At 47.0% G+C, this 25,727-nt stretch carries 24 protein-coding genes; 21 read left to right on the top strand and 3 right to left on the bottom strand.

Features of this window, described 5'->3' with window-relative positions; all coding sequences use genetic code 11:
• Positions 1 to 7: 7 nt before the first annotated feature.
• The 7 genes from MRBLPE1_RS31420 to MRBLPE1_RS31390 all read left to right on the top strand — a co-directional run bounded on the left by MRBLPE1_RS31420 (position 8) and on the right by MRBLPE1_RS31390 (position 6,743).
• The gene (locus tag MRBLPE1_RS31420; RefSeq protein ID WP_364153983.1) at positions 8 to 820 is read left to right on the top strand and encodes a class I SAM-dependent methyltransferase; all 813 of its coding nucleotides are present in this window, start codon (positions 8 to 10) and stop codon (positions 818 to 820) included.
• 536 nt (positions 821 to 1,356) lie between these two features.
• Positions 1,357 to 2,100: an ABC transporter ATP-binding protein gene (locus MRBLPE1_RS31415; protein ID WP_364153980.1), complete on the top strand. Its 744-nt coding sequence runs from the start codon at positions 1,357 to 1,359 to the stop codon at positions 2,098 to 2,100.
• A 67-nt stretch (positions 2,101 to 2,167) separates the two neighbouring features.
• Positions 2,168 to 2,395: a hypothetical protein gene (locus tag MRBLPE1_RS31410; RefSeq protein WP_364153977.1), complete on the top strand. Its 228-nt coding sequence runs from the start codon at positions 2,168 to 2,170 to the stop codon at positions 2,393 to 2,395.
• A gap of 48 nt (positions 2,396 to 2,443) precedes the next feature.
• A complete protein-coding gene (locus tag MRBLPE1_RS31405; protein WP_364153975.1) occupies positions 2,444 to 3,373 on the top strand; it encodes a polyprenyl synthetase family protein in 930 nt (309 codons plus the stop codon).
• A 141-nt stretch (positions 3,374 to 3,514) separates the two neighbouring features.
• Positions 3,515 to 3,685, top strand: a complete 171-nt coding sequence (locus tag MRBLPE1_RS31400; RefSeq protein ID WP_364153972.1) for a competence pheromone ComX — start codon at positions 3,515 to 3,517, stop codon at positions 3,683 to 3,685.
• Between the two features lie 33 nt (positions 3,686 to 3,718).
• On the top strand, positions 3,719 to 6,115 hold the full coding sequence (locus MRBLPE1_RS31395; RefSeq protein WP_364153970.1) for an ATP-binding protein: 2,397 nt from the start codon (positions 3,719 to 3,721) through the stop codon (positions 6,113 to 6,115).
• Positions 6,093 to 6,743: a response regulator transcription factor gene (locus MRBLPE1_RS31390; protein WP_364153967.1), complete on the top strand. Its 651-nt coding sequence runs from the start codon at positions 6,093 to 6,095 to the stop codon at positions 6,741 to 6,743. The genes MRBLPE1_RS31395 and MRBLPE1_RS31390 overlap by 23 nt, the downstream gene beginning before the upstream one ends.
• Before the next feature lie 105 nt (positions 6,744 to 6,848).
• Here the strand turns inward: MRBLPE1_RS31390 and MRBLPE1_RS31385 are convergent, their stop codons facing one another.
• Positions 6,849 to 7,784: a phosphotransferase family protein gene (locus tag MRBLPE1_RS31385; protein ID WP_364153965.1), complete on the bottom strand. Its 936-nt coding sequence runs from the start codon at positions 7,782 to 7,784 to the stop codon at positions 6,849 to 6,851.
• Between the two features lie 35 nt (positions 7,785 to 7,819).
• Complete coding sequence (locus tag MRBLPE1_RS31380; RefSeq protein ID WP_364153962.1) at positions 7,820 to 9,754, bottom strand: ABC-F family ATP-binding cassette domain-containing protein; 1,935 nt, start codon at positions 9,752 to 9,754, stop codon at positions 7,820 to 7,822.
• 153 nt (positions 9,755 to 9,907) lie between these two features.
• Here MRBLPE1_RS31380 and MRBLPE1_RS31375 point away from each other — a divergent pair, with 153 nt between their 5' ends.
• The 14 genes from MRBLPE1_RS31375 (at position 9,908) to groL (ending at position 24,108) form a co-directional block, all read left to right on the top strand.
• On the top strand, positions 9,908 to 10,513 hold the full coding sequence (locus tag MRBLPE1_RS31375) for a 5-formyltetrahydrofolate cyclo-ligase (RefSeq protein ID WP_364153960.1): 606 nt from the start codon (positions 9,908 to 9,910) through the stop codon (positions 10,511 to 10,513).
• 76 nt (positions 10,514 to 10,589) lie between these two features.
• On the top strand, positions 10,590 to 11,069 hold the full coding sequence (moaC, locus tag MRBLPE1_RS31370) for a cyclic pyranopterin monophosphate synthase MoaC (RefSeq protein WP_364153958.1): 480 nt from the start codon (positions 10,590 to 10,592) through the stop codon (positions 11,067 to 11,069).
• A gap of 28 nt (positions 11,070 to 11,097) precedes the next feature.
• Entirely contained in the window at positions 11,098 to 11,592 is a 495-nt protein-coding gene (locus MRBLPE1_RS31365) for a MogA/MoaB family molybdenum cofactor biosynthesis protein (RefSeq protein ID WP_364153955.1), read from the top strand.
• Positions 11,589 to 12,644 (top strand): molybdopterin-binding protein, encoded by a 1,056-nt coding sequence (locus tag MRBLPE1_RS31360; protein ID WP_364153953.1) that lies wholly within the window; start codon positions 11,589 to 11,591, stop codon positions 12,642 to 12,644. Before MRBLPE1_RS31365 ends, MRBLPE1_RS31360 begins: the two co-directional genes overlap by 4 nt.
• A 55-nt stretch (positions 12,645 to 12,699) precedes the next feature.
• The gene (locus tag MRBLPE1_RS31355; RefSeq protein ID WP_364153950.1) at positions 12,700 to 12,933 is read left to right on the top strand and encodes a twin-arginine translocase TatA/TatE family subunit; all 234 of its coding nucleotides are present in this window, start codon (positions 12,700 to 12,702) and stop codon (positions 12,931 to 12,933) included.
• A gap of 131 nt (positions 12,934 to 13,064) precedes the next feature.
• On the top strand, positions 13,065 to 13,817 hold the full coding sequence (tatC, locus tag MRBLPE1_RS31350; RefSeq protein WP_364154268.1) for a twin-arginine translocase subunit TatC: 753 nt from the start codon (positions 13,065 to 13,067) through the stop codon (positions 13,815 to 13,817).
• 544 nt (positions 13,818 to 14,361) lie between these two features.
• Positions 14,362 to 14,814: a VOC family protein gene (locus tag MRBLPE1_RS31345; protein WP_364153947.1), complete on the top strand. Its 453-nt coding sequence runs from the start codon at positions 14,362 to 14,364 to the stop codon at positions 14,812 to 14,814.
• Between the two features lie 526 nt (positions 14,815 to 15,340).
• The gene (locus MRBLPE1_RS31340; protein WP_364153945.1) at positions 15,341 to 16,507 is read left to right on the top strand and encodes a YhgE/Pip domain-containing protein; all 1,167 of its coding nucleotides are present in this window, start codon (positions 15,341 to 15,343) and stop codon (positions 16,505 to 16,507) included.
• Positions 16,508 to 16,580: 73 nt separating this feature from the next.
• On the top strand, positions 16,581 to 17,171 hold the full coding sequence (locus MRBLPE1_RS31335; protein ID WP_364153942.1) for a TetR/AcrR family transcriptional regulator: 591 nt from the start codon (positions 16,581 to 16,583) through the stop codon (positions 17,169 to 17,171).
• Positions 17,172 to 17,451: 280 nt separating this feature from the next.
• A complete protein-coding gene (locus tag MRBLPE1_RS31330; protein ID WP_364153940.1) occupies positions 17,452 to 19,281 on the top strand; it encodes a heparinase II/III family protein in 1,830 nt (609 codons plus the stop codon).
• A gap of 33 nt (positions 19,282 to 19,314) precedes the next feature.
• Positions 19,315 to 20,445: a glycoside hydrolase family 88 protein gene (locus MRBLPE1_RS31325; RefSeq protein ID WP_414698947.1), complete on the top strand. Its 1,131-nt coding sequence runs from the start codon at positions 19,315 to 19,317 to the stop codon at positions 20,443 to 20,445.
• A 16-nt stretch (positions 20,446 to 20,461) separates the two neighbouring features.
• Positions 20,462 to 21,676 carry a DUF2264 domain-containing protein gene (locus MRBLPE1_RS31320; RefSeq protein ID WP_414698951.1) on the top strand — a complete coding sequence of 405 codons (1,215 nt, stop codon included), beginning with the start codon at positions 20,462 to 20,464 and terminating at the stop codon, positions 21,674 to 21,676.
• A 437-nt stretch (positions 21,677 to 22,113) separates the two neighbouring features.
• On the top strand, positions 22,114 to 22,395 hold the full coding sequence (groES, locus tag MRBLPE1_RS31315; protein ID WP_076338572.1) for a co-chaperone GroES: 282 nt from the start codon (positions 22,114 to 22,116) through the stop codon (positions 22,393 to 22,395).
• A gap of 78 nt (positions 22,396 to 22,473) precedes the next feature.
• Positions 22,474 to 24,108, top strand: coding sequence for a chaperonin GroEL (gene groL / locus MRBLPE1_RS31310; RefSeq protein WP_076269676.1), 1,635 nt, complete (start codon positions 22,474 to 22,476; stop codon positions 24,106 to 24,108).
• 179 nt (positions 24,109 to 24,287) lie between these two features.
• Here the strand turns inward: groL and MRBLPE1_RS31305 are convergent, their stop codons facing one another.
• Positions 24,288 to 25,265, bottom strand: coding sequence for a tRNA dihydrouridine synthase (locus MRBLPE1_RS31305; RefSeq protein WP_364153932.1), 978 nt, complete (start codon positions 25,263 to 25,265; stop codon positions 24,288 to 24,290).
• Positions 25,266 to 25,727: the final 462 nt, after the last annotated feature.

Genomic DNA, 25,727 nt, shown 5'->3' with positions numbered 1-25,727 from the left:
AGATCAAATGGATCAAATCATCCGGTACTATAATCAGTTTGATGAATGGGGGCGTCTCGATAGAGCGCCCCTTGAGTTTATCGTCAATTGGCATTTTATAAGCCGTTTCTTGCCGGATGGCGGACATGTTTTGGATAACGGGGCCGGTCCCGGCAAATACGCCATGGAGATCGCCCGGGGCGGAAATTCCGTCACATTAGCCGATTTGACGCCGCGGATGGTACAGACGGCGCGCGAAAAGGCGGAGGAGCAGGGGCTCTTAGAACGTTTTAGAGGTTTTCACTCGGCGGATGCCAGAAACTTAAGCATGTTTTCAGACGAGACCTTTGATGCCTCGCTAATGATGGGACCGCTCTATCATTTGCAGGAGCAGAGGGATAGGGAGCAGGCAGTTAAAGAACTGCACCGGGTGACGCGCAAGAATGGCTATGTGTTTGTTTCCTTTATGACAAGGATAAGGCATCTGCTTAACGCGCTGGCCGATCCGCAAAGCTGGAGGCCTACTGACAATGTCGCCCGGATTCGCGCTTTCTTGGAAACAGGTGTATTCAATCATTCAGACGAAGGCAGGTTTACCGGCGCTTATTCTTTTCATATCGACGACATCAAGGCTTTAATGGAAGCAGGCGGATTTGAAACGGTAAAGCTAATCGGCTCCTCCAGTTCGGCTGGCGCATTGACGAAGGAGCAATTTGATTATTGGAAATCGGCTGGGGATAACGAATATCGTTCTTTTCTGCAGCTGTTATATGATTCTGCGGAAAATGTCTATTTATTAGGTTCGTCTTCCCATTTGCTGTATATCGGGATCAGAAAATGAAGTGAAATAACTGCCAAATTTAGTGTTGTGCACAAAGTTATCCACAATCATGACCTATTTTGTGTATAACAGGCTGAAATACGCGAAAACACTGGATTTACGAAAGGTTAACACTGTGAACGAATAGGGGATAATTTTTTCGTTATTTTATTGTGGATAATGTGAATAAAGTGGATAAATAAATTAAACTTATGAAAATATACCTATAAATCGACGAAATCCGCGGAAATACTACTATAATACTAGAGTACTACTGACTGAATTAACTAACAATTTATACAGAGTTGTTGATATCTCTGTGGATAACAATGAATAGATTTTTGAACATGTGAAGGTAGAAAGGACCCCTGTCCTTTCTTTTTTTTTGCGCTTATATTGCGTCCCGCAAAAAAATTGCGTGAATTACTAGACAGGTTTTCGGTGAAAAAGTTAACGGCATGCGTTATCGTGAAACTATGACGCATACCTAAACATAAATCTCACCTTAAAGCTGGTAACTTAGGAATGCTTAAGTGTGAATGGAGGTTAACCAAGGAATGGATAAGAAAACGATCATTCAGGTAAGCTCGGTCAGCAAGTATTATGGTGCGAATAGGGCAGTAGACCAAGTATCTTTCAAAGTAAATGAAGGAGAAATATTCGGTATTATCGGTACGCATGGTGCTGGGAAAACGACGCTGCTGGAAATGCTCATGGGTATTCGCATGCCGGACCAAGGCAGCATCCGCATATACGGACATGATGTGGTACTTGAGGCAGAACGATTGAAGGAAGATATCGGAATCCACCTGCAGAGCACGACCTTAGTAGATAAAATGAATGTTCGTGAAGCAATGGAGATGTTTCAGGGCTTTTATAAACGTAAAAACAACTTGGACCGCATAATTGAGCAATTCGGGCTTAGTCCATATTCGGATAAATTAGTGAAACGGTTATCGGGCGGTTGGAGGCAACGGACGGCACTCGCTATTGCACTCGTAAATGATCCTAAGATCATATTTCTCGATGAACCGACAACCGGACTCGACCCGCAGGCCAAAAGTGATTATTGGGCGCTGCTGAAGCTGCTTAAGCAGCAGGGGAAGACGATTATTGTCGCTTCGCATGATATGGAAGAGATTCAACGCAATTGCAATCGGGTATGTGTAATGCGCAAGGGTGAATTCGTTACCTGCGATAATCCGTCTACATTAATTGCACAGCTGCCGGGAGGCGGGATGACGATGGAAGCCGTTTATATGCATCACGCAATCGAAATGAATGGGAGTGTGAGCGTATAAGGAGAAACAAAGGGCAGCAGCGGTTTTTTTATCGTATAGGCAAACCTCAAGGAGGGCTTTTTAGTCAATGGATCATCGCGATCGCATCGAAAGTCCGTCAGTCGAGCGCAGAAAACTATTAGAGAAAAGGATGGAGATGATTGCAAGTTTAATGAATCAAATGAATGAGGAGGAGAATCAGAAGAAAGAATCAAGCAAGGAAAAAAAGCGCAAACGCACCTACGACTGCCACGGCATAAACACACTACATTGGTTGGGACAATTCGTAACGACATTTCAGCGTATGTTCTCTTAACGATTTCATAGTATAATAATAGGATCATGATTTGGCGGAGGATCACTTGTGAAAGATTGTATTCCACTCATTGGTCAACAAATGCAGAAGCAGGTTCAGCGCTTTTTTACCGCTGAGCCTCTTCTTCGTTTCGCAGAAGCTTTTATTGAGGACAAGCTGGCTGAATCGCTTCGATTCGGACAGCTGACGGTACTGCATTACCGGATGTTCGGCGGAAAAGGAGAGGATCCCTGTAAGGCAGCCGCCGCGGTAGAGCTGTTTATATTGGCATCGGATATATTAGATGATTTGCAGGATCAGGACGCGCCGCATAAGCCGTGGATGCAAACTCCTTTGCCCGCTGCACTTCATGTCGCGACAGCGCTCCTGACCTTGTCGCAGCAAGCCATGCTACAGAGCACAACGAATGCTGAGATACGGCTCGCGCTTTTGGATATGATGAATGCGCAGCTGATTCGGTCTGCGAACGGTCAGATGCTGGATATTATGAATGAAATGAATGACGAGCAAGCTTATTTAGAAGTTATTAAGCAGAAATCAGCGGCACTGCTGCAGTTTGCTTGTATGACAGGCGTTATGCTGGCAGGACAGCCTTGGCATCCTGTCGTGGCAGAGTATTCGCTTGAAATTGGCCTAGCTGCACAGATTCAAAATGATTTACGGGACTTGTTGAGATGGGACGACAAAAGCGACTTTTTGCAAAAAAAACGTACGCTGCTCACGCTCTATTTAATAGAAGGGGATGCAGAGGAGGATGTTTGGATCAGGGAGTATTTCGAGGGACGCAGATCCACGGAAGAAATCGCCCAAAACCATGAGATTTTTCTCGAAACATGCGAAAGGACCGGCACGATACTCTATGGGTCTGTAATGAGCCGTATGCACTACAATCGTTTTGAAGAATTACTGGACACGATTCAGGAAATAAGTCCTTGGAAAACGACATTTTTGCATATAATAAACCCTAAAACTGCATAAAAACTGACTAATCTATCAAATCACGCAAAAGTCATTTCGGTAAATACGAATCACTTTTGCGTTCCATGTCGAATCATTTCCTGTTATATTATAGTAGTATACTAGTTTTCTAAATATTAGTAGAGAAGCGGAGGAGTTAAAATGTTAAAAGAAACGATTCGTCAGTTGGTAAGCGGCACTGGAAATGTGTCTATGGCTATGGGTGGTCAGTTGCAAATTGCAGGTGTTTCAGCGGCTGAACAAAAAGCTCTTCTTGGCGAACTTAAAGAAAAAAATGAAAAAAACAGCGGATACGCTTATATGTGGAGCTAAATACCTAAATATGCTTGAAGGGAAGAGGACAGCATGAAACCTACACTATTGAATCGCATTACTGTAATCCTCTTCCTGGCAGTATTTTTATCGTCGTTGTTGTATCTGACTTCAGTTATTGTCCGGATACCATCGATAGGTGCGGTACTGATTAAGGATTCCAGCGATCGTTATATCGTGAAATCAATAGAGCCTGCAGGGCAGGCAGAGGTAAGAGGAATTCGGGTAGGCGACCAAATACTCGAGATAAACGGAAATCCCGTAGAGGAGTTTCGTAACGTTGAGAAATATAATTCTATCGAGTATGCCGATAATGTTCTGATCTTGCATAAAGACAATGTTCAGCAAGAGATAGCTTTTCCGAAAGGCTGGACAGGTGATCATTCGCTCTGGGAACTATTGATTCAGTTGTACATCCCAGGTATATCACTTGTTATTTTTTGTGCCTTCTCCGGTTTTCTATATGTGAAGCGAAGGAATGACAGAGCCGTCATTATGCTCATTCTTTTCTTTATTTCAATCGGTATCAGCTATTATAGCTCGGCTGCTTCCTATCGCAGCGATCCTGTGGGGCTCACCGTTATTTATCTCTTATTACCTGTCATATCCTTATTATTCATGGGCTTTATGAACATTTATTTGCAGCGGTTCGATGTTCAGTTTATTAGCAGGAAGCTGCTGCGGACATTATTTGGCGTAGCCGGATTAGTAGGCGTTGCCAGCTTGCTCTATATATGGACCGATTTATTTCCTATTCAATTTTATAGCTATATCGAGATGGCCTTTAGCGGTATTGTGCTATTAGGCAATTTAGTGTGCGTTTATATGCTTGTTCGAAAGTTTATCAAGCATCGGAGCACCAAACTTCATTCTTTGTTTACCATTACTTTGATTTCGCATCTCGTTGCATTTACACCATTCGCGACACTCAATTTGCTTCCGCAAATATTTGGGGAAGACCAAATATTACCGGCTGCTTTTACTGCGCTTTTCTTATTCGTTCTGCCAATAGTCTATTTCTATCTTTCAACCTCGAATCAATTATTCGACATTGATTTTATATTGACTAGATTTAAATATTATACTGCGCTTGCTTTTATTCCGGCAGTTATCGTAGCTGCTCTGGTAGCGTTTGTATTACTAGGAGAGAACAATCCGTCATGGGCCGCATGGTTTGGTGTGTTTTTTGTCATCTACATCGGAATGACGTTGTTTTTATATGCGAAGGAACAGATAGATCAGCGATTCAGGCCGAAGCTCTTTAAGGCCATGTACAGCTATCAGGACAGTTTGGATCGTTTTTCGCGTAAGATTGCCAGAGTTATGAAACAAAGCGATTTGGAAGCCGTTCTAAAACAAGAGATCTCTGATCTACTGCCTGTAAACCGAATTACCTTTTTGCTCGTGGAGCAAGCAGAGAATACCGTATATCCGATGGGAGAGCATCCTGAGGAGCTAATAACGGCAGAATTTTTGCTGGGTACGGTAAACTCCCTGCAAGTTGGCGAATTGATAGAGCTTCCGTACGGGCTGGGCCTTGTCATCGGCAGGCAGCGTTCGAGGTATCATATCCTGTGGATCGGCATGAAGACCAACCACACCCGCTTCAATTCGGACGAGCTTCGATGGCTGAAGACGATGTCGAACTATTCCAGCATTGTATTCGAAAACTTATATCTAATCGAAGGTTTAATTGAAGACTTGGAATCAGAGGTGCGTAAGGAGCATTCAACGTCGCCTTGGGTTCTCCGCCTTCTCTTCTGCTTGTCTGAGAACGAAAGAAGAAAGCTTGCTGCGGATTTGCATGACTCAGCGCTTCAGGATCAGCTGCTCTGGTACAGGAAACTGGAAGCCATTATGATGGATTATCCAATATCTAACAGCCTTGGACGCGAGCTTGAAGACATAAAAGAAGGTCTTCTGGATGTCATTCATCAAATACGTGAAACCTGCAATGAGCTGCGTCCGCCTCTATTGAAAGAGATGGGGGTCGTTGAGGCAGTGGAATCCATTATCGAGCATACTCAAATGCGCGTGAATTTTGCGGTCGATTTCCATGCCAAATCGTTCAATCGCCCGCTTAATGAGGAGCAAATTACGGCGATTTATCGTATTGTGCAGGAATTGCTGCGGAATGCGGATAAGCATTCACAAGCCAAACTCGTCACCCTTGAGCTTGAATTGCGCAAAGGAACTATATATTTCCGATACCAAGACGATGGTATCGGCATGGATGTCAATCAAATGATCGTTTCTTTTGAGCACATGGGCTTGTCAGGAATTAAAGAACGGGTGACAGGGCTTGAGGGAGATATATCATTTTATTCTCAAAGCGGTAACGGCCTGGAGGTTGTTATTTTATTGCCAGAGATCATGACAACCGGTAGATCGGAGAGGGGTATATCGCGTGATTCGTATCTTATTAGTTGATGATCATCCTTCCGTTGGGGAAGGAACCAAAACAATGATCGAGCAAGATAGCGAAATGTCGGTATCGGTTGTGTTATCTGCAATCGAGGCGCTGGATATCGTACAAATCGAGCATTTTGATCTCATATTATGTGATTTAAATATGCCGGGCATTAGCGGATTGGAACTGACGAAACGACTTATACAACAGGATCCCGAACGCAAGGTTATTATATACTCCGGCTACGAAATCGGTTCGCATTTTAATTTGCTTATCGAATCAGGCGTTTCCGGCTTTATATCCAAGACAGTATCGCGAGAACAGCTCCATAATGCAATAAGAAGCGCTATGAGAGGGGATACGGTGATTCCGATCTCCTTGCTAAAGCAGCTGAGGCGGCATGAAGTGACCATCGGACGTTCGGAAGTTACGATTGAGGATGTGTCCATCAACGAGAAGGAACAAACGATATTGCATGAGGTGGCTACCGGCATTAGCAATAAAGAACTGGCAGCCATGCTGCACGTAAGCCAAAGAAATGTGGAATATCAGCTTTCGCGTATTTTCGATAAGCTTAATGTCCGCTCGCGTTCAGAGGCGATCAAAGAGGCGCAGCGTCTAGGCTTGATAAGCCTGGAGCAATTTTAGATTGCAAGCAGTTGTTCCTTTAACAAGCTAAGTATTAAACGGATTAATAGTAAACGGCAGATTAGGGCTTAGACCTTAATCTGCCGTTTTGTATGCGGGCGATTGTTAATGGCCCGAAGCTTTATCCAATAAGCTAAGCATATAGTCATCAAGGCGCTCGGCCATCAAAGCATCCGTTAAACCGGTTACCCCGAAGGCAGGCCAGCCGGGATAAACCGATGGCGGTCCAAAAAGGATATCGATTAACGACAAGCAATCCCAATAGGGTTCGTAGTGATAGGCTGGGCCGGCATGCTTCTCATATGCGGTCAAAAAAGCATCCGCGGTTTTTTTACCGTAGAGCTGAGCTAAATTTAACCGGCAATGGCCGACATCAATTCCAGCGGGCCCTTGGCATGCATTTACCCAATCGACAACGCCGCTGATTTGGTTATGATGCCATAATACATTAGTAGGATGATAATCCCGGTGTATAAAGCATGGCTTGGTATCGGGTCGTGGTCCTTTTACGATGGCAATGATTTTGTTCCAAGAATCTTTATTGCCGGACCAGGATGGAGCTTCTAAGGAAGAGACATCATTGTACGTAAAATAGCTCCAAGGATGCCCATTTGCCTCCGTTGTATGAATTTGAGCGAGCGTTTTTGCCAGGCCGTCTACCCACAGCGCCATATTAGGAGGCTGCAGGTCGACGCTGCCCTCAAGCTGAGTCATTAATACGGCAGGTATGCCGCAATCACGGCCAGTTTCGTCAAACGCGAGAATTCGCGGCGTAGGCACGCCGGTCTTTGCTGCCCAGCGGAGGCTTTCAGCTTCATGAAGCGCCAAATCAGGCTCTTGTTTAAGCCAATCGGCATTGTCGAATTGACGCAATACGACTTTGGATTCGACGCCTAGAACCATGAGTGTGATGCTGTGAACGATTGAAGACATGCCGCCATGCAGGCGATCAACGGATTGAACGGCAGCAAGCGGATGAACTGCGGCAGCAGCCCATTTAAGAAGGCGTTCAGGAAGTATTGGATTAGAAATGGCAGTCATGGTTTCCCGTCCTTTCCCTAATGAAAAATCTCTTCTTACATATACTGCTCCCATTCCTCATAGGCGGCAGCCAAAGAGGTCTTGCGCGATTCGATAGCAGCCTGTATTTCTTGGATGCGGATATAATCATTAAAAATGCCGGGATCGGCAAGCTGCTCCTCCAAATCGGTAACTTGCTGCTCTAATGCAGCAATGTCTTGTTCCAATTGCTCGAGCTTACGCTGCCTGGTTCGTTCTTCCCGTTTGGCTTGTTTGTCGGCCTCATAGGAATTCGTCGGTATATTGTCGGTTACGGTGGCAGATTTCGAGCCTGAAGCTTGTTTTGACAGCGCTTCGAGCCTAGCTTCCTCGATTTCAAGTTTTTTCTCTATCATTTCGTCATAATTTCCTAGGAAATGATCGGTTCCTGACGGTTTGAGTTCGACAATTCGTTCAGCCATCTTGTTGAGGAAGTAACGGTCATGTGAAATGAAGAGCAAGGTCCCTTCATAATCAAGCAATGCCGCTTCGAGAACTTCCTTGCTGAATAGATCGAGATGGTTGGTAGGCTCATCCAAAATCAAGACGTTGGCCTGAGCCAGCATCAGCTTAGCCAATGAAACGCGGGCTTTCTCACCGCCGCTAAGCGAAGAGACCCGCTTCAGAACATCCTCGCCGCTGAATAAAAAGTTTCCGAGAACGGTGCGTATACGGGCTTCCTCCATATGGGAATAGTGCCCCCATACTTCTTCGAGGACCGTATTTTGTCCGTTAAGCTTGGTCTGTTCTTGGTCGTAATAGCCGACCTTTACATGGGTTCCGAATCTGACGGTGCCTGTCGAAGGCTCATTTTGACCGACAATTACTTTAAGCAGCGTCGATTTGCCGATACCGTTAGGCCCGATTAAAGCGACGGTTTCACCGCGAGTAAGCTGGAAGGACACATTACGGAAAATCGGAGTATCCTTACCGGGAAAAGTAACCGAAACATCATTTACCGCGAGCACGTCTTTGCCAGTCTGACGCTCGATTTCAAAGGTGAAATGCGCTTTCTTCAAATCGCCCTGAGGCTTGTCTAAACGATCCATTTTGTCGAGCGCTTTGCGTCTGCTTTGGGCACGCTTAGTCGTTGAAGCGCGTACGAGATTGCGCTGAACGAATTGTTCCATTCGCGAAATTTCATCCTGCTGCTTCTCGAATTGCCGCATATTGATTTCATATTCCGCGGCTTTAAGCTCCATATAGCGGCTGTAATTTCCGGTATAACGTTTAGAGGTATGACGTTCAATTTCAATAATGGTTTGGGCGAGCGCGTCGAGAAAGTAACGGTCATGGGAAACGACCAGGATAGCACCCGAGTATCCGCGCAAATAAGACTCTAGCCAGGTTAATGTCTCAATATCGAGATAGTTGGTAGGCTCATCCAGCATAAGCAAATCCGGCGCTTGAAGCAGGATGCGCGCAAGCGCGAGACGTGTCTTCTGGCCGCCGCTAAGCGTCGAGATTAACGTGTTGGACGGGAAGCTTCCGAAGCCCATCCCATGCAGGACGCTGTTAATGCGCGTATTGATCTCGAATCCGCCTTGCTCCCGGTACCAATCCGAGCGTTTGGCGTAACGATCAAGCGTATCCGCATAACGCTTCTCATCGCCATGAAGAGCCGGATCCGCAATTTTGATCTCAAGCTCGCGAAGCTCCTGCTCCGCTTCGATTAAATGCGAAAAGACGGCACGCATCTCTGCTTCGATGGTCCGATGGGATTGCAAGCCGCTGTTTTGGGCGAGATAACCGATTTTTGTTTCTTTTGCTTTGTGAACGGCGCCTGAATCTGCGGACATTTCACCTGCAATTATTTTGAGTAACGTTGATTTTCCTGCGCCGTTTACGCCAACGAGTCCGATGCGCTCGCGCTCCTGCACCTGCATAGAAATATTGGATAATACGACATTTACGCCGTAGCTTTTTGTAATATTGGAAACCTGCAGCAGCATTTTGAAACCTCCAACAAAAAATTGTAAAGAACGAATGCTTTTACTACTTATTAGTGTACCATAAACGAGCGCTGGCATTGGCGAAAGTTGCATAACAGTGGTAAACTACTTTTAATGAAAGAAAATGATGGGAACTGAAATAGGTGAGTGTTTTTGGCTGAACCGAATCAACTGGGCGATAAAGCTTACATACGTAATCAAATGATGATTAAACGCAATAGTTTGCCTCCGGAGCAGCGGAAATTATGGTCAGAAACTGCCTGTGCGAATGCGGAAAAATTACTCGAGAGCCGGAATGCAGACTCATTTATGGTTTACGCAGCTTTCCGAAGCGAGCTTGATTTATCGCGTCTCATTGAATGGGGCTGGCGTACGGGACGGGATGTCCTTGCACCGCGATGTTTAGCCGCAGACCGATCGATGACGCTGCATGATTTGCGGAGTTGGGACGACCTGATGCCGGGAGCATACGGAATCATGGAACCGAATCCGGATAAGACGCCGAAACTGGATGATTATGCTCCTTCCGTTATTTTTGTCCCAGGCATCGCTTTTAGTAAGGATGGCGGCCGTCTTGGCTACGGAGGCGGTTATTATGACCGTTTTGCCGAAGCCTATCAAGGAAAAAACGGTAATGCGGCGAATACGTTATGGATCGGAATGTCGTTTGAGGATCAGCTTACAGCCGAGATCCCGCATGAGCGGCATGACTTGAAAATGGATGGCTTGATTACCGAGCGCGGCATCCGCTTGTTTTAGCTGGAGGTATTAACGCGAAACGCGCTTTGACCAGCAGAAGGCAAAGCTTCCGTTTACGCTAGAAGGAGCGATAGAGGTGGAGTTGACACATTTTAACGAGCAGGGCCGGGCAAGGATGGTGGACATCTCCGATAAGGAAGTCACTTCACGTACGGCAGTCGCTCAAACCAAAGTAACGATGAACCAAGAAACGTTAGCGCAAATCAAAGCAGGAAAAATCGGAAAGGGCGACGTCCTTGCGGTTGCCCAAGTGGCAGCGGTCATGGCCGCCAAAAAAACAGCAGATTGGATTCCAATGTGCCATCCACTCCCACTCACAGGCATAAACGTGGTATTCAGCGATAATGGAACCGATGAGCTTTACATCGAAGGAACAGTGAAGACGACCGGAAAAACCGGCGTTGAAATGGAAGCTCTGACAGCTGTCTCTGCCGCAGCCTTAACGGTATACGACATGTGCAAGGTGCTGCAAAAGGATATGGTCATCGGGCCTACGCTGCTTGTTTCCAAAACAGGCGGCAAAAGCGGCGATTATCAGATTTCGTCAAACCCATGAGCGGAACAAGAAATGGGAGGAATGGTAAATGCGGTGGAAGGTAGCAATTTTAACGGCAAGCGATAAAGGCTCACGCGGGGAACGCGAAGATACGAGTGCTCAGGTTATTCGTGAGTTGGTGGAGGAAGAGCTGGGCGGTGAGATCATCGATTATCGCATCGTTCCGGACGAGCAGGATGAAATCATGGCGGCTCTCATCGAGATGACGGAGTATTTTAATGCCGATCTTGTCCTAACCACAGGCGGAACGGGTCTTGCACTCCGGGATGTTACACCCGAAGCAACGCTTAAAGTCATTGATCGCGCGGTGCCGGGGCTGGCAGAGGCCATGCGTATGGGAGCTCTCCAGAAGACAAGAAGAGCCATGCTCTCAAGGGGAGTGTGCGGAATTAGAGGCAGCTCGCTCATTATCAACCTGCCCGGCAGCCCGAAAGGCGTGCATGAGAGCTTAATGGCAATCATGGATCAATTGCCGCACGCACTGAACATTTTATCCGGAGAGATTGGGGAACACAACGCATGAGCCAGAAAAAGCAGCTTTCAGAGGACGAAGTCCAGCAGCATGGATCGACCGTGCTTAAAGAGGTATCGGTATATGATGCAATCGGATTGCGCTTGGCCCATGATTTGACGCGAATTATTCCCGGACAGTTCAAAGGACGTCTATTCAAAAGAGGGCATGTCGTGACAGAAGCGGATATTCCTAATCTTCTGGATATCGGTAAAGAGCATATATACATCATGGAGCTTGGCGAGAGCGAGCTTCATGAGGATGATGCCGCCATTCGAATGGCCGAAGCATTATATGGGGATCAGCTTACGCTGTCGGAGCCCCATGAGGGCAAAGTAAGCATCAAATCGAAGCTGCTTGGCCTGGCCGAGGTTGATAAGGGAATGGTTGATGCCATTAATGAGCTGGGCGAAATTGCACTGGCTACCATAAAGTCGAAAACAGTCGTTAAACCCGGGCAGCCGCTTGCCGCAACGAGAGCAATCCCGCTTGTCGTACCGAAGACGAAGGTGGAGACGGTTGAGAGGCTCGCCGCCGAATATCGCGAAGCAAATGACGGGGCTGCACCGCTGCGCGTGCGCCCTTTCCGTAAATTTCGCGTAGGGCTGCTAACGACTGGCGGAGAAGTGTTCAATGGCCGAATCGAAGATAAATTCGGGCCCGCCGTTAGAAGCAAGCTGGAAGAGCTTGGCTCAGAGGTTGCGGAGCAGCGCTTTTCCCCTGATGATCGACAAACAATTGTCAAGGAAATACACTATTTGCTCGAACAACGGTATGATATGATACTAGTAACAGGCGGAATGTCGGTTGATCCCGATGATCGCACGCCAGGCGCGATAAAAGCCGCGGGAGCGGACATTGTAAGCTATGGCACGCCAATGCTTCCAGGTTCGATGCTGCTTGTCGGTTATATCAACAGCGTACCGATTATGGGACTGCCAGGCTGCGTTATGCATGATCCCTATACGTCCTTCGACGTGCTGCTGCCGCGTATTTTAGCGGGAGATACTATTATTCGCGAGGATATTGTCAGTATGGGATACGGGGGGTTGAACAACTGTTAACGATTGCTGCTTACGAAGTAGGCATACTCCGTAAAGCTTTGAGGAGGTATACAATATGTCAGGAATAGGTGCAACGGGTATTATCCTGCTCGTTCTGGTTGCTTTGCTTCTGTTTGGACCGAATAAACTGCCAGAGCTTGGACGTGCTTTTGGACGGACGCTGCGTGAATTCAAATCCGGAGCGAGAGAAATGATGGATGACGAAGACCGCAAAGACAAGGATTCAAGCCGGGTTGAAGTGAATCGCTCGGAAAATAAAGATAAAGACAATAAGCGGCTTCCGGACTAATCGGGCCCGCTTTTTTCTTGAACAAAAAGGCTGTTAACGCTTGGCGAGGGAGGTAAGTACGGGTGGGATCGGATGCAAATCATAAAACGGAGCAGACATCGCGTAAAGCGCTCCTTCAACAGGAAGGGCTCATGCCGCTTCTAGAGCATCTTGGAGAGCTTCGCAAACGTATTGTCTACGTGCTCATTATACTGACGATAGGCTTAGTAGTCGGATTGATACTCGCGCAGCCTACTTATAATTTTCTAATGAGCCAAAAGCCGGCAAACACGATTTCATTGCATACGTTTTCGCTTTGGGACGGTATCGGTATGTATATGAAATTCGCTTTTGTGATCGCCTTGATTATTGCGCTTCCTATGATTGCTTATCAGCTCTGGGCATTCGTAAAGCCGGCGCTGCGCAAAAACGAACAGCGTTCTACGCTTAAATACGTGCCGTTCGCGCTAATCATGTTTTTGATTGGCCTGGCATTTTCGTATTATGTCGTGTTTCCGCTTGCGTTCAACTTTACAAGAACGGTCTCGCAGCATTTAAACCTTGAGGAAACCTACGGGATCGCGCAATATTTTACGTTTATGTTCAATTTGCTTATTCCGATATCACTCCTTTTCGAGCTGCCGCTTGTCATTATGTTTTTGACGGCGATTCGATTGGTGAATCCGAAGCGGCTTCGCAAAATGCGCCGGCTCGCATACTTCATCATGGTGCTTATCGGGGTAATGATCACGCCCCCGGATTTCATATCGGATATTTTAGTGGCCATTCCCTTAATTATTTTGTACGAAGTCAGTGTGTTTCTATCGGGTACGGTGCATAAAAAACAGCTGGCAGCGGATGCGAAATGGGAAGCGGAATACGGAGAATCATACAATAACGCGTAACGGGAAGAAGAGGACAATCCTCTTCTTCTTTTTTTATACCTGTCCAATGACACAAATATACCTACTTTATAGATGAATTATCAATCATCCAATTAAGAATGATTGAAATATTAGAACCTGTCGGGAAACAAGAACATAGTCCGATTAAAATCCGCATGGATTTTTTATTGTATAGGAACATGTTCTTGTCATTTCTCAAAGCCAAGAATATGATCTGATTGCCGATTTTCTAACTACACAAATGTTCCTGTATTCTTGCATATGAAAACTTTGCTCCAAATCAATTCAATCTATGATGGAATCATTACTGATTTCTCTTTACGATAGGTAATCCCAAAGATATGATTGAATCATCTTTTACAAGAACCGAAAGCATTGGGGTTTGCAAAGTCTTAATGACTTTGTGAGCCTCTTCTTTATTTCCAATATTTACAATCACTTGTATAATGGAAAGGCGGGTCTTCATGGACATATCATTATCAAAAAGAAATGAGACAACATTGGAAGTAAGATAATTAATTTGTACACATAAGGAGATAAAACTATGGCAAAAAACAAATTACTAAGAATGGACAATGTCGGCATCGTTGTAGAATCCCTTGATGACGCAATCTCTTTCTTCGAGGAGATTGGCTTGAAGCTCGAAGGGCGAGCCACTGTCGAAGGTGAATGGGCTGGTCGCGTAACCGGACTGGGTTCTCAGTGCGTAGAGATTGCTATGATGGTTACCCCAGATGGCCACAGCCGACTTGAACTTTCGCGATTTCTCACCCCACCTACTATATCAGATCACCGGACTGCTCCTGTAAACGCCCTCGGTTATCTACGCGTCATGTTCACCGTTGAAGACATTGACGAAATGGTATCCAGACTCACAAAGTATGGTGCTCAGCTCGTTGGCGAAGTGGTTCAGTACGGGGACTCGTATCGGCTCTGCTACATTCGTGGAACCGAAGGACTTCTAATCGGTTTGGCGGAACAACTCGGTAACAAATAAGTAACTGATGTTTTATAAAAAGCCTTTACTGAAATATATATTGCTGGAGTATAAATAGAAATAGAAAAGCAGTGTGAAAGTAACTCGAAGAAGTCGGGTACGTCATATAACACCGCATTCACGCATCGGGGCCTTTCGGCCCCTCGGTCCCCGAGAGAAATTTTGAGGAAGCGAATTCAAGTGACACACCCGCACACCTAACCGCATCGCGGCCGTTCCCTTCGGTCACTTAAGGTGGTGGGGCGTCGTGAATGCACAAACGTTATAAGAAATATCCGCAAAAACAATAAATGATTTTGGAGGCAACACTTCAGTAAAAAAACAACAAAAATCATCTTGTTGTTTTTTTTTTTTGTTCTCAATGTAGGCAGATTTGTGTCATTAATGTAGGTACATTTGTATCATTAGACAATACCTAATCATTTCTTTGTTGTTTTCGCTTGTTGACAAAATAAAACTTTCCGCTTAATATTTAAACAGTTGTTTTAAACGTTTGTTTAAATAGAAAAAACGGGAGTGGTTCAATATGAAAAATGCTTTGCAAGCTTTTATGAAACGCCCAACCACATGGGTTGGCATTATTACGGCGATCATGTTCCAAGTGATTTTCTCGGTCATTTGGATGACGGGTTATAACGGCGTTACGGATCGGATCGACCAGCTGCATATCGCGGTTGTCAATGAAGACCAGCAAATGGGCCAGCAGATTGCCAGCGGACTTGTTCAAAATTTACCGTTCAGCATGAATCAAATCAATGCCATTGACGAGGCGAAGCAGAAGCTCGATGAGCGTGAGCTTCAAATGATCGTCTGGATACCGGCCGACTTTTCTCAAAAGACTGCAGCAGCAGACGGTAAGGCATCGATCCAATATTTAATCAACGAATCCAACCCCGCGTTAATTAAAAGCATTATGAGCGGCGCGGCTGCGCAAATAACTGCAGAAGTGAATAAGCAAGCAGTAACCGGCGGCATCCAAACGGTCCTCGGCAACATGCAGCTTCCGGCGGAGCAAGCAGGAGCAGCCGCGCAAGGATTGTCAGAGCGCGTGACTTCAGAGATCCAGTCGACGAACGTTATTCAAGGAATGAACAATCAGATGGTTCCAATGATGCTGGTGCTGGCTTCTTATGTTGGCGCGATGATCATGGGAATGAATTTCGAACAATCTGCGATGGCGATAAGTGCGGGGGTAAGCAGATGGCAGCGTTTTGCGGCAAGAAGCGTTCTTAATGTTGCGGCAGCGGTGATCGTATCGTTGATAGGCTCATCGCTGCTCGCTGCGTTTGGCGGCCAAATGGCTCAAGGCTTCCTTCATATTTGGTTATTCCAGCTGCTGTTCGTCCTGACTTTTATTTTCGTATCGCAAATGTTTATTTACTTGTTTGGCATGAGCGGAATGCTGTTTAATATTATGTTGCTGTCCGCACAGCTGGTTACCTCTGGCGCGATCGTGCCTCGTGAATTGTTGTCGGATTTTTATGTGAAGCTAGGAGATGTTCTTCCGGCCACGTATGCGGTAGAAGGCACGATGAACATTTTGTTCGGCGGCCCGGCCGCAACGGCTGACGCATTGACATTAAGCCTCATCGCGATTGTCGCCATTGCGGTTAGCGCATTAGCCGTAGCGGTAAAACGGCAGGGTGTGCGCCAGCAGCAGCCGGCCGCAGTCATTGCCGGTCAAAACAGGTAAAAACCAATGTTGATCTTGCTGTTTGCTCGCGGTTCGTTCAAAATAAAAGAAATCGTTACGATGGAGGACCGTCATGACAACAGGAGATGCGGATATCAAAATCAGAATTTTGTTGGCTGCCAAGATGCTGTTTGCCCAATATGGCTTCGAGAAAACGACCGTTCGGCAAATATGCGAGGAAGCAGGAGCTAACGTCGCGCTCGTATCGTATCATTTTGGCGGGAAAGAAAATATGTTCGGCGCGTTGTTCGAGCAATTTTTCCCAAATGATCAAATTGCCGGAGTAGATCCATCGCTAAGCCCAGCAGAGGGCGTAAAGCTTATTATTCGCGAGGTAACGAGATTTCGATACAGCGACCGTCAGCTCATTAATATTATTCAACAGGAAATTATAATGAACACGGATCGCATAAAGAAAATTCGCAAGCATGTCATGCCCATGTGGAAATTGCTTCGCCAATGGCTCAAAGAAGGCGAGGAGCAGGGCGTGTTTCATTTTCGCTCACTGGATACGGCTTTGATGTCCGTTGTAGGGACGCTGCTCTTTCATCGACATACGGAGTATTGGGCCATATTGCTCGAGGAAGAGCATCCATCGCTGGAAACGACGATCGAAGATTTGACAGCGTTCATTATGGGCGGCTTGCATTTCAAAGAACTATAGCTGGAATCATTCATACCGTACGCGAGAAATCGTTGTGCGGTATTTTTTTCGCCCATGAAAGAAAGTCAAAATAGCGGTAGAGGTGATCAAAATAGCGTTAAAGAATCGGGAGTTCTTTTTTTATAATAGTAGTAAGGCATTGTGCTCTCGAAGCAGCAGGCAGGAAATGCCTATTATTCTCATATCGAGCCTTGGCACGCCAAGATTGGACGGGTAGAATGGATTAGAGGCATACAGAAACCGGCAAAAACGGTGACTGAATAGGAGTGGAATGATACCCATGAACAGCGAGCGGATTAGAATCGTTCTGGATCAGAGCAGGAAACGCGGGATGACGCTTCTCGCACCGGATGACGAGCAGGTCGGACTTGCGGCAAGGATGCGTGAAGCTGCTGCAAATCAGTCGCTAATCGCTGAGATTCGGGCAGAAGCGGAGCGATATTTGCTTACGCCTGATCCTGAGCTGACGTATGCCCTCTTTCGTATCTACGGTGATACGGGAGAACGGCTGGCCTACGAGAAGGTTTATTTTGAAAGGCGCAAAAGGCTGAATGCATTTGTCATCATGGCTATTCTTGAGCCAGATCTCCAACGTTATGAATCGGCGGCCCTTAATATCATTTGGTCCATTTGCAATGAGTATACCTGGTGTCTGCCGGCTCATTTTAATGAAGGAGCGGATAGACCGGATATTGATTTATTTGCTGCGGAGACGGGTTTTGCGCTTAGCGAAGCGATGCTGCTTTTGGGTGACCGCTTGCCTGCATTGCTGCGCATACGGATGGAAGAGGAAATAGAGACGCGGCTGTTTCGGCCTTTCTTGGAGCAGGGGCCTTACGGCTGGGAAACAGCTGACCACAATTGGTCTGCGGTATGCGCCGGCTCGGTTGGTGCGGCGGCCCTCCATCTTATCGAGGATGCGGGACGTTTATCTGAGCTGCTGGAGCGGGTGCTTCGTTCGCTCGATTGCTATTTAAGCGGTTTTGGCGAGGACGGCGCCTGCGCGGAAGGATATTTGTACTGGCAGTACGGATTCGGTTATTACGTTTATTTTGCCCAGCTGTTAAAAACGGCGACCGACGGGCGAATCGACTTGTTTGCTTCAAGCAAAGTGAAGGAAATCGCACTTTTTCAGCAAAAATGCTTTACAGGAGGCAGCACGGTCGTTAATTTCTCCGATTCGACTAACGAAAGCGGTATCTTTATGGGGCTGAGCTGCTGCCTTCATAACGAGTATAATGAGGTTATCGTGCCTGATGGAAGCCTGCGAGCAAAGTATGAAGCCGATCATTGCGGGCGCTGGGCGCCTGCGCTTCGTAATTTAATATGGGTGAAGGATGACTGGATGCAAGCATCGGGCGACAAGGCGGTCTGGCCTGCCGAGTCGTATTATTTGTCCGATGTGCAGTGGCTGATATCCAGGCATGTCAGCGATAACGGCGGCAGCTACAGCTTCGCGGCCAAGGGCGGTCATAATGAGGAGCCGCATAACCACAATGATGTAGGCCATTTTATCGTGCATGCGGACGGACAAGCCTATTTGGCGGATCTCGGCAGCGGAAAGTATACGGCGCAATATTTTGGCCCGGAACGTTATTCCATATGGTGCAACGGCTCGCAAGGACATTCGGTTCCTATAATTAACGGACTTCATCAGCAAAATGGTTCCGCATTCCGGGCAACGGTTTTGGAAGCGTCTACAGGCGAAAGCTGCGATCACATGGCGCTTTCGATTAGCGGAGCTTACGGGCATTCCAATCTGGAGCGGTTGGAGCGCCGTTTCCGCTGGGAAAAAGAAAGGCTGCCGCGTCTAATGCTGACCGACTTGTTTTCATTTACGGAAAGCAGAGAAGCCGCCGATCTGCATGTGACGGAGCGCTTCATTACGTTTCTTACTCCTGAGCTGGTGCAGGAGGGACGTATCGTCCTGTCCGGAAAGCGTCAACTCAGCATCGCATATGACCATCAAATATGGCGGCCGTTGGCGACGGCAAGAAGCGATATCGATCATTTCGGAAGCGAACGCTTTTGGTATACGCTTGATTTCGAGGCAGCGGTTCCGGCTGGCATGCCATTGTCAGCGTCATTTATTTTTCAATTTGACTCATAGCTTACTTAATCGCCGAGGGGAGAGGGAATGGATATGGAGAAGAGCAATTGGACAAATGAAGCATGGGAAAAGGTACAGGAGAAGATAACGAGGACGAGCAATCGAATCGGGGCGAGATTCCCGCATGCCAGCGTGGAGGGGACCTATGTCCTCGAAGCGCCGCATTGGTGGACAGCCGGATTTTGGCCTGGCTTGCTCTGGCTGTTGTACCGCGACTCGGACTCGAAAGACGAGCGCTTTAAAGACATTGCCGAAGCATGCGAGCAGCAATTGGATGAGGTGCTGATGGGATTTGACCGGCTGGACCATGATATCGGCTTCATGTGGTCGCTTACGAGCGTCGCCCGTTATAAGCTGCTTGGCGAAGAGCAATCGCGTAAACGCGCTCTGCTGGCTGCGAGCGTGCTCAGCGGACGGTTTAACGTAAAAGGCAATTATATAAGAGCATGGAATCCATGGAGCGAGGGTGATCGCAACGAGGGCTGGGCCATTATCGATTGCATGATGAACTTGCCGCTGCTCTACTGGGCGAGCGAGACGACGGGCGATCCAAGGTTTAAGCACCTGGCGATGGAGCATGCGGATACGGTGCTGGAGCATTTTATCCGGACGGATGGTTCGGTCAACCATATTGTCGTTTTCCATCCGCAAACCGGCGAATTTGAAAGCGTGAACGGCGGGCAAGGCTATGCGCCGAATTCGGCTTGGTCGCGCGGGGCCTCATGGGCTATTTACGGCATGGCGCTAAGTTACCGCTATACGGGTGAGCTTAGGTATTTGGAAGCAGCCAAGCGGGTTGCCCACTTCTTCCTTGCGAATTTACCCGAGGATTCGGTTCCCCATTGGGACTTCCGGCTGCCTTCCGGCGTCGAGCGTTACCGCGATACATCGGCAGGCGCGTGTGCGGCTTGCGGCTTGCTGGAAATTGCGAAAGCGGTTCCGAATGAAGAGGCAGAGCTGTATCAAGCGGCAGGAGAGCGAATCCTGCGCTCTATGTACGAGAACTACGGAGCTTGGGATAACGAAGCGGAAGAGGGCTTGATTTTGCATGGCACAAGCCATTATCCGGAGCGGAGAAACATTGATGTGCCGCTGATTTACGGTGATTATTTCTTTGTGGAAGGCTTGGCGCGGCTGAGAGGAAATTCAGCCACGTTCTGGTAGGAGGGAGAGGGAGATGATGAGCAGACAAGAGTCCAGCACTCCGTTTTCGGACCGCCGCTATTGGCTTGAGCAGATGATTGTGATTAGCGAACCTGTCCTGACAGCGCTCGCGGAGCGTCGTCTCAAAGAGAGCATGCCGGTTGAGTTCGCAGTGGTGTCAGGCGAAACCGAGAAGGAAAGGGCGGCTGCGGCGGCAGAGCTACAGGCTGACCGGGCGAAATATACACATTTGGAAGCGCTTGGACGGCTTCTGTCCGGTATGGCTCCATGGCTTGAGAATAGGGCCCTTCACGGAGACGAGGAGGAGATTCGCTGCCGGTTTGCAGCTCTGGCTCGCGAGGCCATAGACGCAGGGACCGATCCGAATTCGCCGGATTACATGAACTTCAGCGATGGCTTCCAGCCGATTGTCGACGCAGCTTTTTTGGCGCTAGCAATCCTTCGCGCGCCGGTAGAGCTGGGAGAAAAGCTGGAGCAGCGGGTCAAAAAGAACGTCATTGCAGCGCTGAAGCAAACACGGACGAGGAAACCCGTTTTCTCGAACTGGCTGCTGTTTGCGGCAACCACTGAAGCGGCTTTGCTTAAGCTGGGTGAGGGCGATTGGGATCCGATGCGGATCGATTATGCCCTAAAGCAGCATGAACAATGGTATTTAGGCGACGGCGCCTATGGCGACGGACCTGAATTTCATTGGGATTATTACAACAGCTTCGTCATTCAGCCGATGCTTGTTGACGTGCTTGCCGCAGCAGGCGACCAGTACGGGGAGTGGGATGCCATGCGGGCGTCCATAACCGGCAGGGCTCGGCGATATGCGGAAGTGCTCGAGCGGTTGATCGGAACCGATGGAACCTATCCGCCGATTGGACGCTCGCTTGCTTATCGCTTCGGTGCGTTCCAGAGCTTAGCTCAGAGTGCCCTGCTGGATGATTTGCCGAAAAGCGTCAGTCCGGCCCAGGTACGCTGCGCTTTGACGGCAGCCATCCGCCGAACGATGGAAATACCGGGCAATTTTACGTCGAAGGGCTGGCTTACGATCGGTTTTTGCGGGCATCAGCGGGATATTGGCGAGCGTTACATTTCTACAGGCAGCCTCTATTTATGCGCAGCCGTATTTTTGCCTTTGGGTCTGGCGAGCGAGCATCCGTTTTGGAGCGGGGCGGATGAGGCATGGACGTCGAAGAAGGCGTGGGCTGGACAAGCTTTTGGGATAGACACGGCATTAAAATAATATGAAACAAACGGCAGACAGGCAGGCAGACGATGGATGATTCGTACGCCTGCCTGTTTGTATTGGGATTGCAGTCGGATGCAGGAAGCTGTCAATGATGCGGCATTTATTATAGAAGAAAGACGGAGAAGAACATGCGGAAATTGTCAAAATTGCTCGGTTTTTGTGGTATCGCGGCAGCCTCATCGGCTGGGGCTGTTGTATATGAGGCGCAAGTTGCAGAAGGAGTCTTTGCTGCCCAAAAGCGGAGGAATACAGCTTTTAGCGGCAAAAGAATAGCGTTCCGGCCTGCCTTGTGTAAATAAACGGAAAATTAAAACCAAGCACTTGAAATTGATAACGAAAATGAGTATGATAAAAATAGTTGTTAGCACTTGAAGGTTTCGAGTGCTAACGAGAAACTAAGAAGCGACAAATTTTGAAGGAGGCTATTTTCAATGATCAGACCTTTGGGTGAACGCGTATTGATCGAAGCAATCGCGAAAGAAGAAACAACCGCTAGCGGTATCGTATTGCCGGATTCGGCGAAAGAAAAGCCGCAAGAAGGTAAAGTGGTAGCAGTCGGCAGCGGTACGCTGAAAGATGGCGTTCGTGTTGCTTTGGAAGTTAAAGAAGGCGACCGCGTTCTTTTCTCCAAATATGCGGGTACTGAAATCAAATACGAAGGCAAAGAGTATTTGATTATGAAGGAAAGCGAAATTCACGCGATTTTTGAATAGCAGCCCGTCAAGGGTCACATAGAAGGCAAGATACGTTAAAACAAAATTACTTAAACTATTTTGGGAGGTTTTACGTTAATGGCTAAGGAAATTAAATTTAGCGAAGATGCTCGTCGCGCAATGCTGCGCGGAGTTGACGCTCTTGCAAACGCGGTTAAAGTAACACTAGGTCCAAAAGGCCGCAACGTTGTCCTTGAGAAAAAATTCGGCAGCCCGCTTATCACGAATGACGGTGTGTCCATCGCGAAAGAAATCGAGCTTGAAGACGCATTCGAAAACATGGGCGCTCAGCTTGTTAAAGAAGTAGCAACAAAAACAAATGACGTTGCAGGTGACGGTACGACTACCGCAACTGTACTTGCTCAAGCGATGATTCGCGAAGGCTTGAAAAACGTTACAGCCGGCGCTAACCCGATGGTTATCCGCAAAGGTATCGAGAAAGCCGTTAAAGCTGCTGTAGAAGAGCTGAAAGCTATCTCGAAACCAATCGAAGGCAAACAATCGATCGCTCAAGTTGCTTCCATCTCGTCTGCTGACGATGAAGTAGGCCAACTGATTGCTGAAGCTATGGAAAAAGTCGGCAACGACGGCGTTATCACTGTAGAAGAGTCGAAAGGCTTTGTTACAGAGCTTGAAGTGGTTGAAGGTATGCAATTCGACCGCGGTTATGTATCGCCATACATGATCACGGATACAGATAAGATGGAAGCTGTCCTAGACAACCCTTACATCCTTATCACTGACAAAAAAATCACGAGCATTCAAGAGATCCTTCCGGTTCTTGAGAAAGTCGTTCAATCCGGCAAACAATTGCTAATCATTGCTGAAGACGTTGAAGGTGAAGCTCAAGCTACGCTTGTAGTTAACAAACTTCGCGGAACATTCACTTGCGTAGCGGTTAAAGCGCCAGGCTTCGGTGACCGTCGTAAAGCAATGCTTCAAGATATCGCTGCTCTTACAGGCGGCCAAGTGATCACGGAAGAGCTCGGCCTTGAGCTGAAATCGACTGGCGTTGAATCCCTGGGTTCCGCTCGTCAAATCCGTATCACAAAAGAAACGACAATCATCGTTGACGGCAGCGGCAACTCCGCTGACATCGTTGCGCGCGTGAACCAAATCCGCGCTCAACTGGAAGAAACAACTTCCGACTTCGATCGCGAGAAGCTTCAAGAGCGTCTTGCAAAATTGTCCGGCGGCGTTGCTGTAATCAAAGTCGGCGCAGCTACAGAAACAGAATTGAAAGAGCGCAAGCTCCGCATCGAAGATGCCCTCAACTCCACTCGTGCAGCGGTTGAAGAAGGTATCGTATCGGGTGGCGGTACTGCCCTCATTAACGTATACAATGCCGTTGCTGCTGTTAAAGCAGAAGGCGACGAGCAAACAGGCGTGAACATCGTTCTTCGTTCCCTTGAAGAGCCGCTTCGCACAATCGCAGCTAACGCAGGCCAAGAGGGCTCCGTTATCGTTGAGCGTCTGAAAAACGAAAAAATCGGCGTAGGCTACAACGCAGCTACCGGCACATGGGTGAACATGTTCGAAGCTGGTATCGTTGACCCTGCTAAAGTAACACGTTCCGCGTTGCAAAACGCAGCTTCCGTTGCAGCTATGTTCTTGACAACTGAAGCCGTTGTTGCTGACAAACCTGAGCCGAAGGGCGCAGGCGCTGGCATGCCAGATATGGGCGGCATGGGCGGTATGGGCGGCATGATGTAATAGGCTAAAACGCCTGTAGCATCAAGGGTTTCCTTGATAGGAAACCTCGTTTGACCACATAGTACAAAAAAAATGAGAGACTTTTCAAGAGTTCATTGAACTTTTGGGAGGTCTCTCATTATTTTTGAAAAGACTTGTTTCACAGTAAGTCTTTTTAGTCATGCATAGGTGGGTATGATTCAATCTAATTCTTGATCTAAAAAAGGTTTTACTAAACGACGTACTTCATCTGTTGACGTGGTATCCATTAATTGGTTTCTTAGTTCGCCTGCGCCTCTAAATCCACGAACATAGATTTTGAAAAAGCGAAGAAGTGGTTTAAATGGACGCGGTTCGTTTTCTTTTGAATATTTATCGTGAAGATCCAACTGTAAAAGTAGTAAATGAAGAAAATCCTTTGCGCTATGTTCTTTTGGTTCTTTCTCAAAAGCAAATGGATTAGTGAAAATGCCGCGGCCAATCATGACACCATCTACGCCGTATTGTTCTACTAATTTTAATCCTGTTGCGCGGTCAGGAATATCTCCATTAATTGTTAACAACGTATTTGGTGCAATTTCATCGCGTAATTTTTTTATTTCAGGGATTAGTTCCCAGTGCGCCTCTACTTTACTCATCTCTTTCTTTGTACGAAGGTGGATGGAAAGATTCGCAATATCTTGTTTCAATATATGCCCTAACCAATCGCGCCACTCGTCAATTTCAAAGTAACCCAACCTTGTTTTAACACTAACCGGCAATCCACCTGCTTTTGCTGCTTGAATAATTTCGGCTGCAACTTCAGGATGTTGTATTAATCCAGAACCCTTTCCATTGGATGCGACGTTTTGGACTGGGCATCCCATGTTTAAATCGATACCACGAAAACCAATTTTTTTCATATCGATACTCATCTGTTCAAAAAATGCAGGTTTATTGCCCCAAATATGAGCGACGATCGGCTGCTCATCTTCTGTGAACGTTAACCGACCACGAGTACTGTCTCTTCCTGCAGGGTTACAATAACTATCTGTACTTGTGAATTCTGTGAAAAATACGTCTGGTTTTGCAGCTGTACTAACGACGTGACGAAATACAACATCTGTGACATCTTCCATTGGTGCTAATATAAAAAACGGCTTTGGTAAATCAAGCCAAAAATTTTGTTCGTTACTCATATTATCTCCTCTTGTTGCAATATATAAAAACGATATAAGTTATAGCCAAGTCCTTTACCCATCATACATAGTATCATTTTTTTTCGTTTGATGCACAGAATCAATTATGTGAGCGTGCAACCTATGGACCTGTTCACGCATACGAAACATATGCTTAAATAAATCCATGACCACATTTTGACCACAAACAATGCAAACACATCATATTGACTAGGAAATATAGGACTGATTTTTAAGGGGATTCAGATAGAAAACCTATGATATAACTTAAAATACACAAAAAACTCACCTAATATCCTGGGCGGCATGACGTAATCACATCATCAAAACCCTTGATATACCAGTGTTTAGAGGACCCTTCGGGGTCCTTTTTTATATATGGTAATGAAAAGGTAACATTTCTTGCAAAACAGTGTTCAAGAAAAATGAACACGATAGCTAAATATTCAGGGAGCAGTTCAT

It is taken from the genome of Paenibacillus sp. LPE1-1-1.1 (assembly GCF_040676435.1).
In the GTDB taxonomy this organism is placed as follows: domain Bacteria; phylum Bacillota; class Bacilli; order Paenibacillales; family Paenibacillaceae; genus Pristimantibacillus.
Note: the sequence above shows the minus strand (reverse complement) of the source record. Positions and strands in the feature narration are given on the sequence as shown.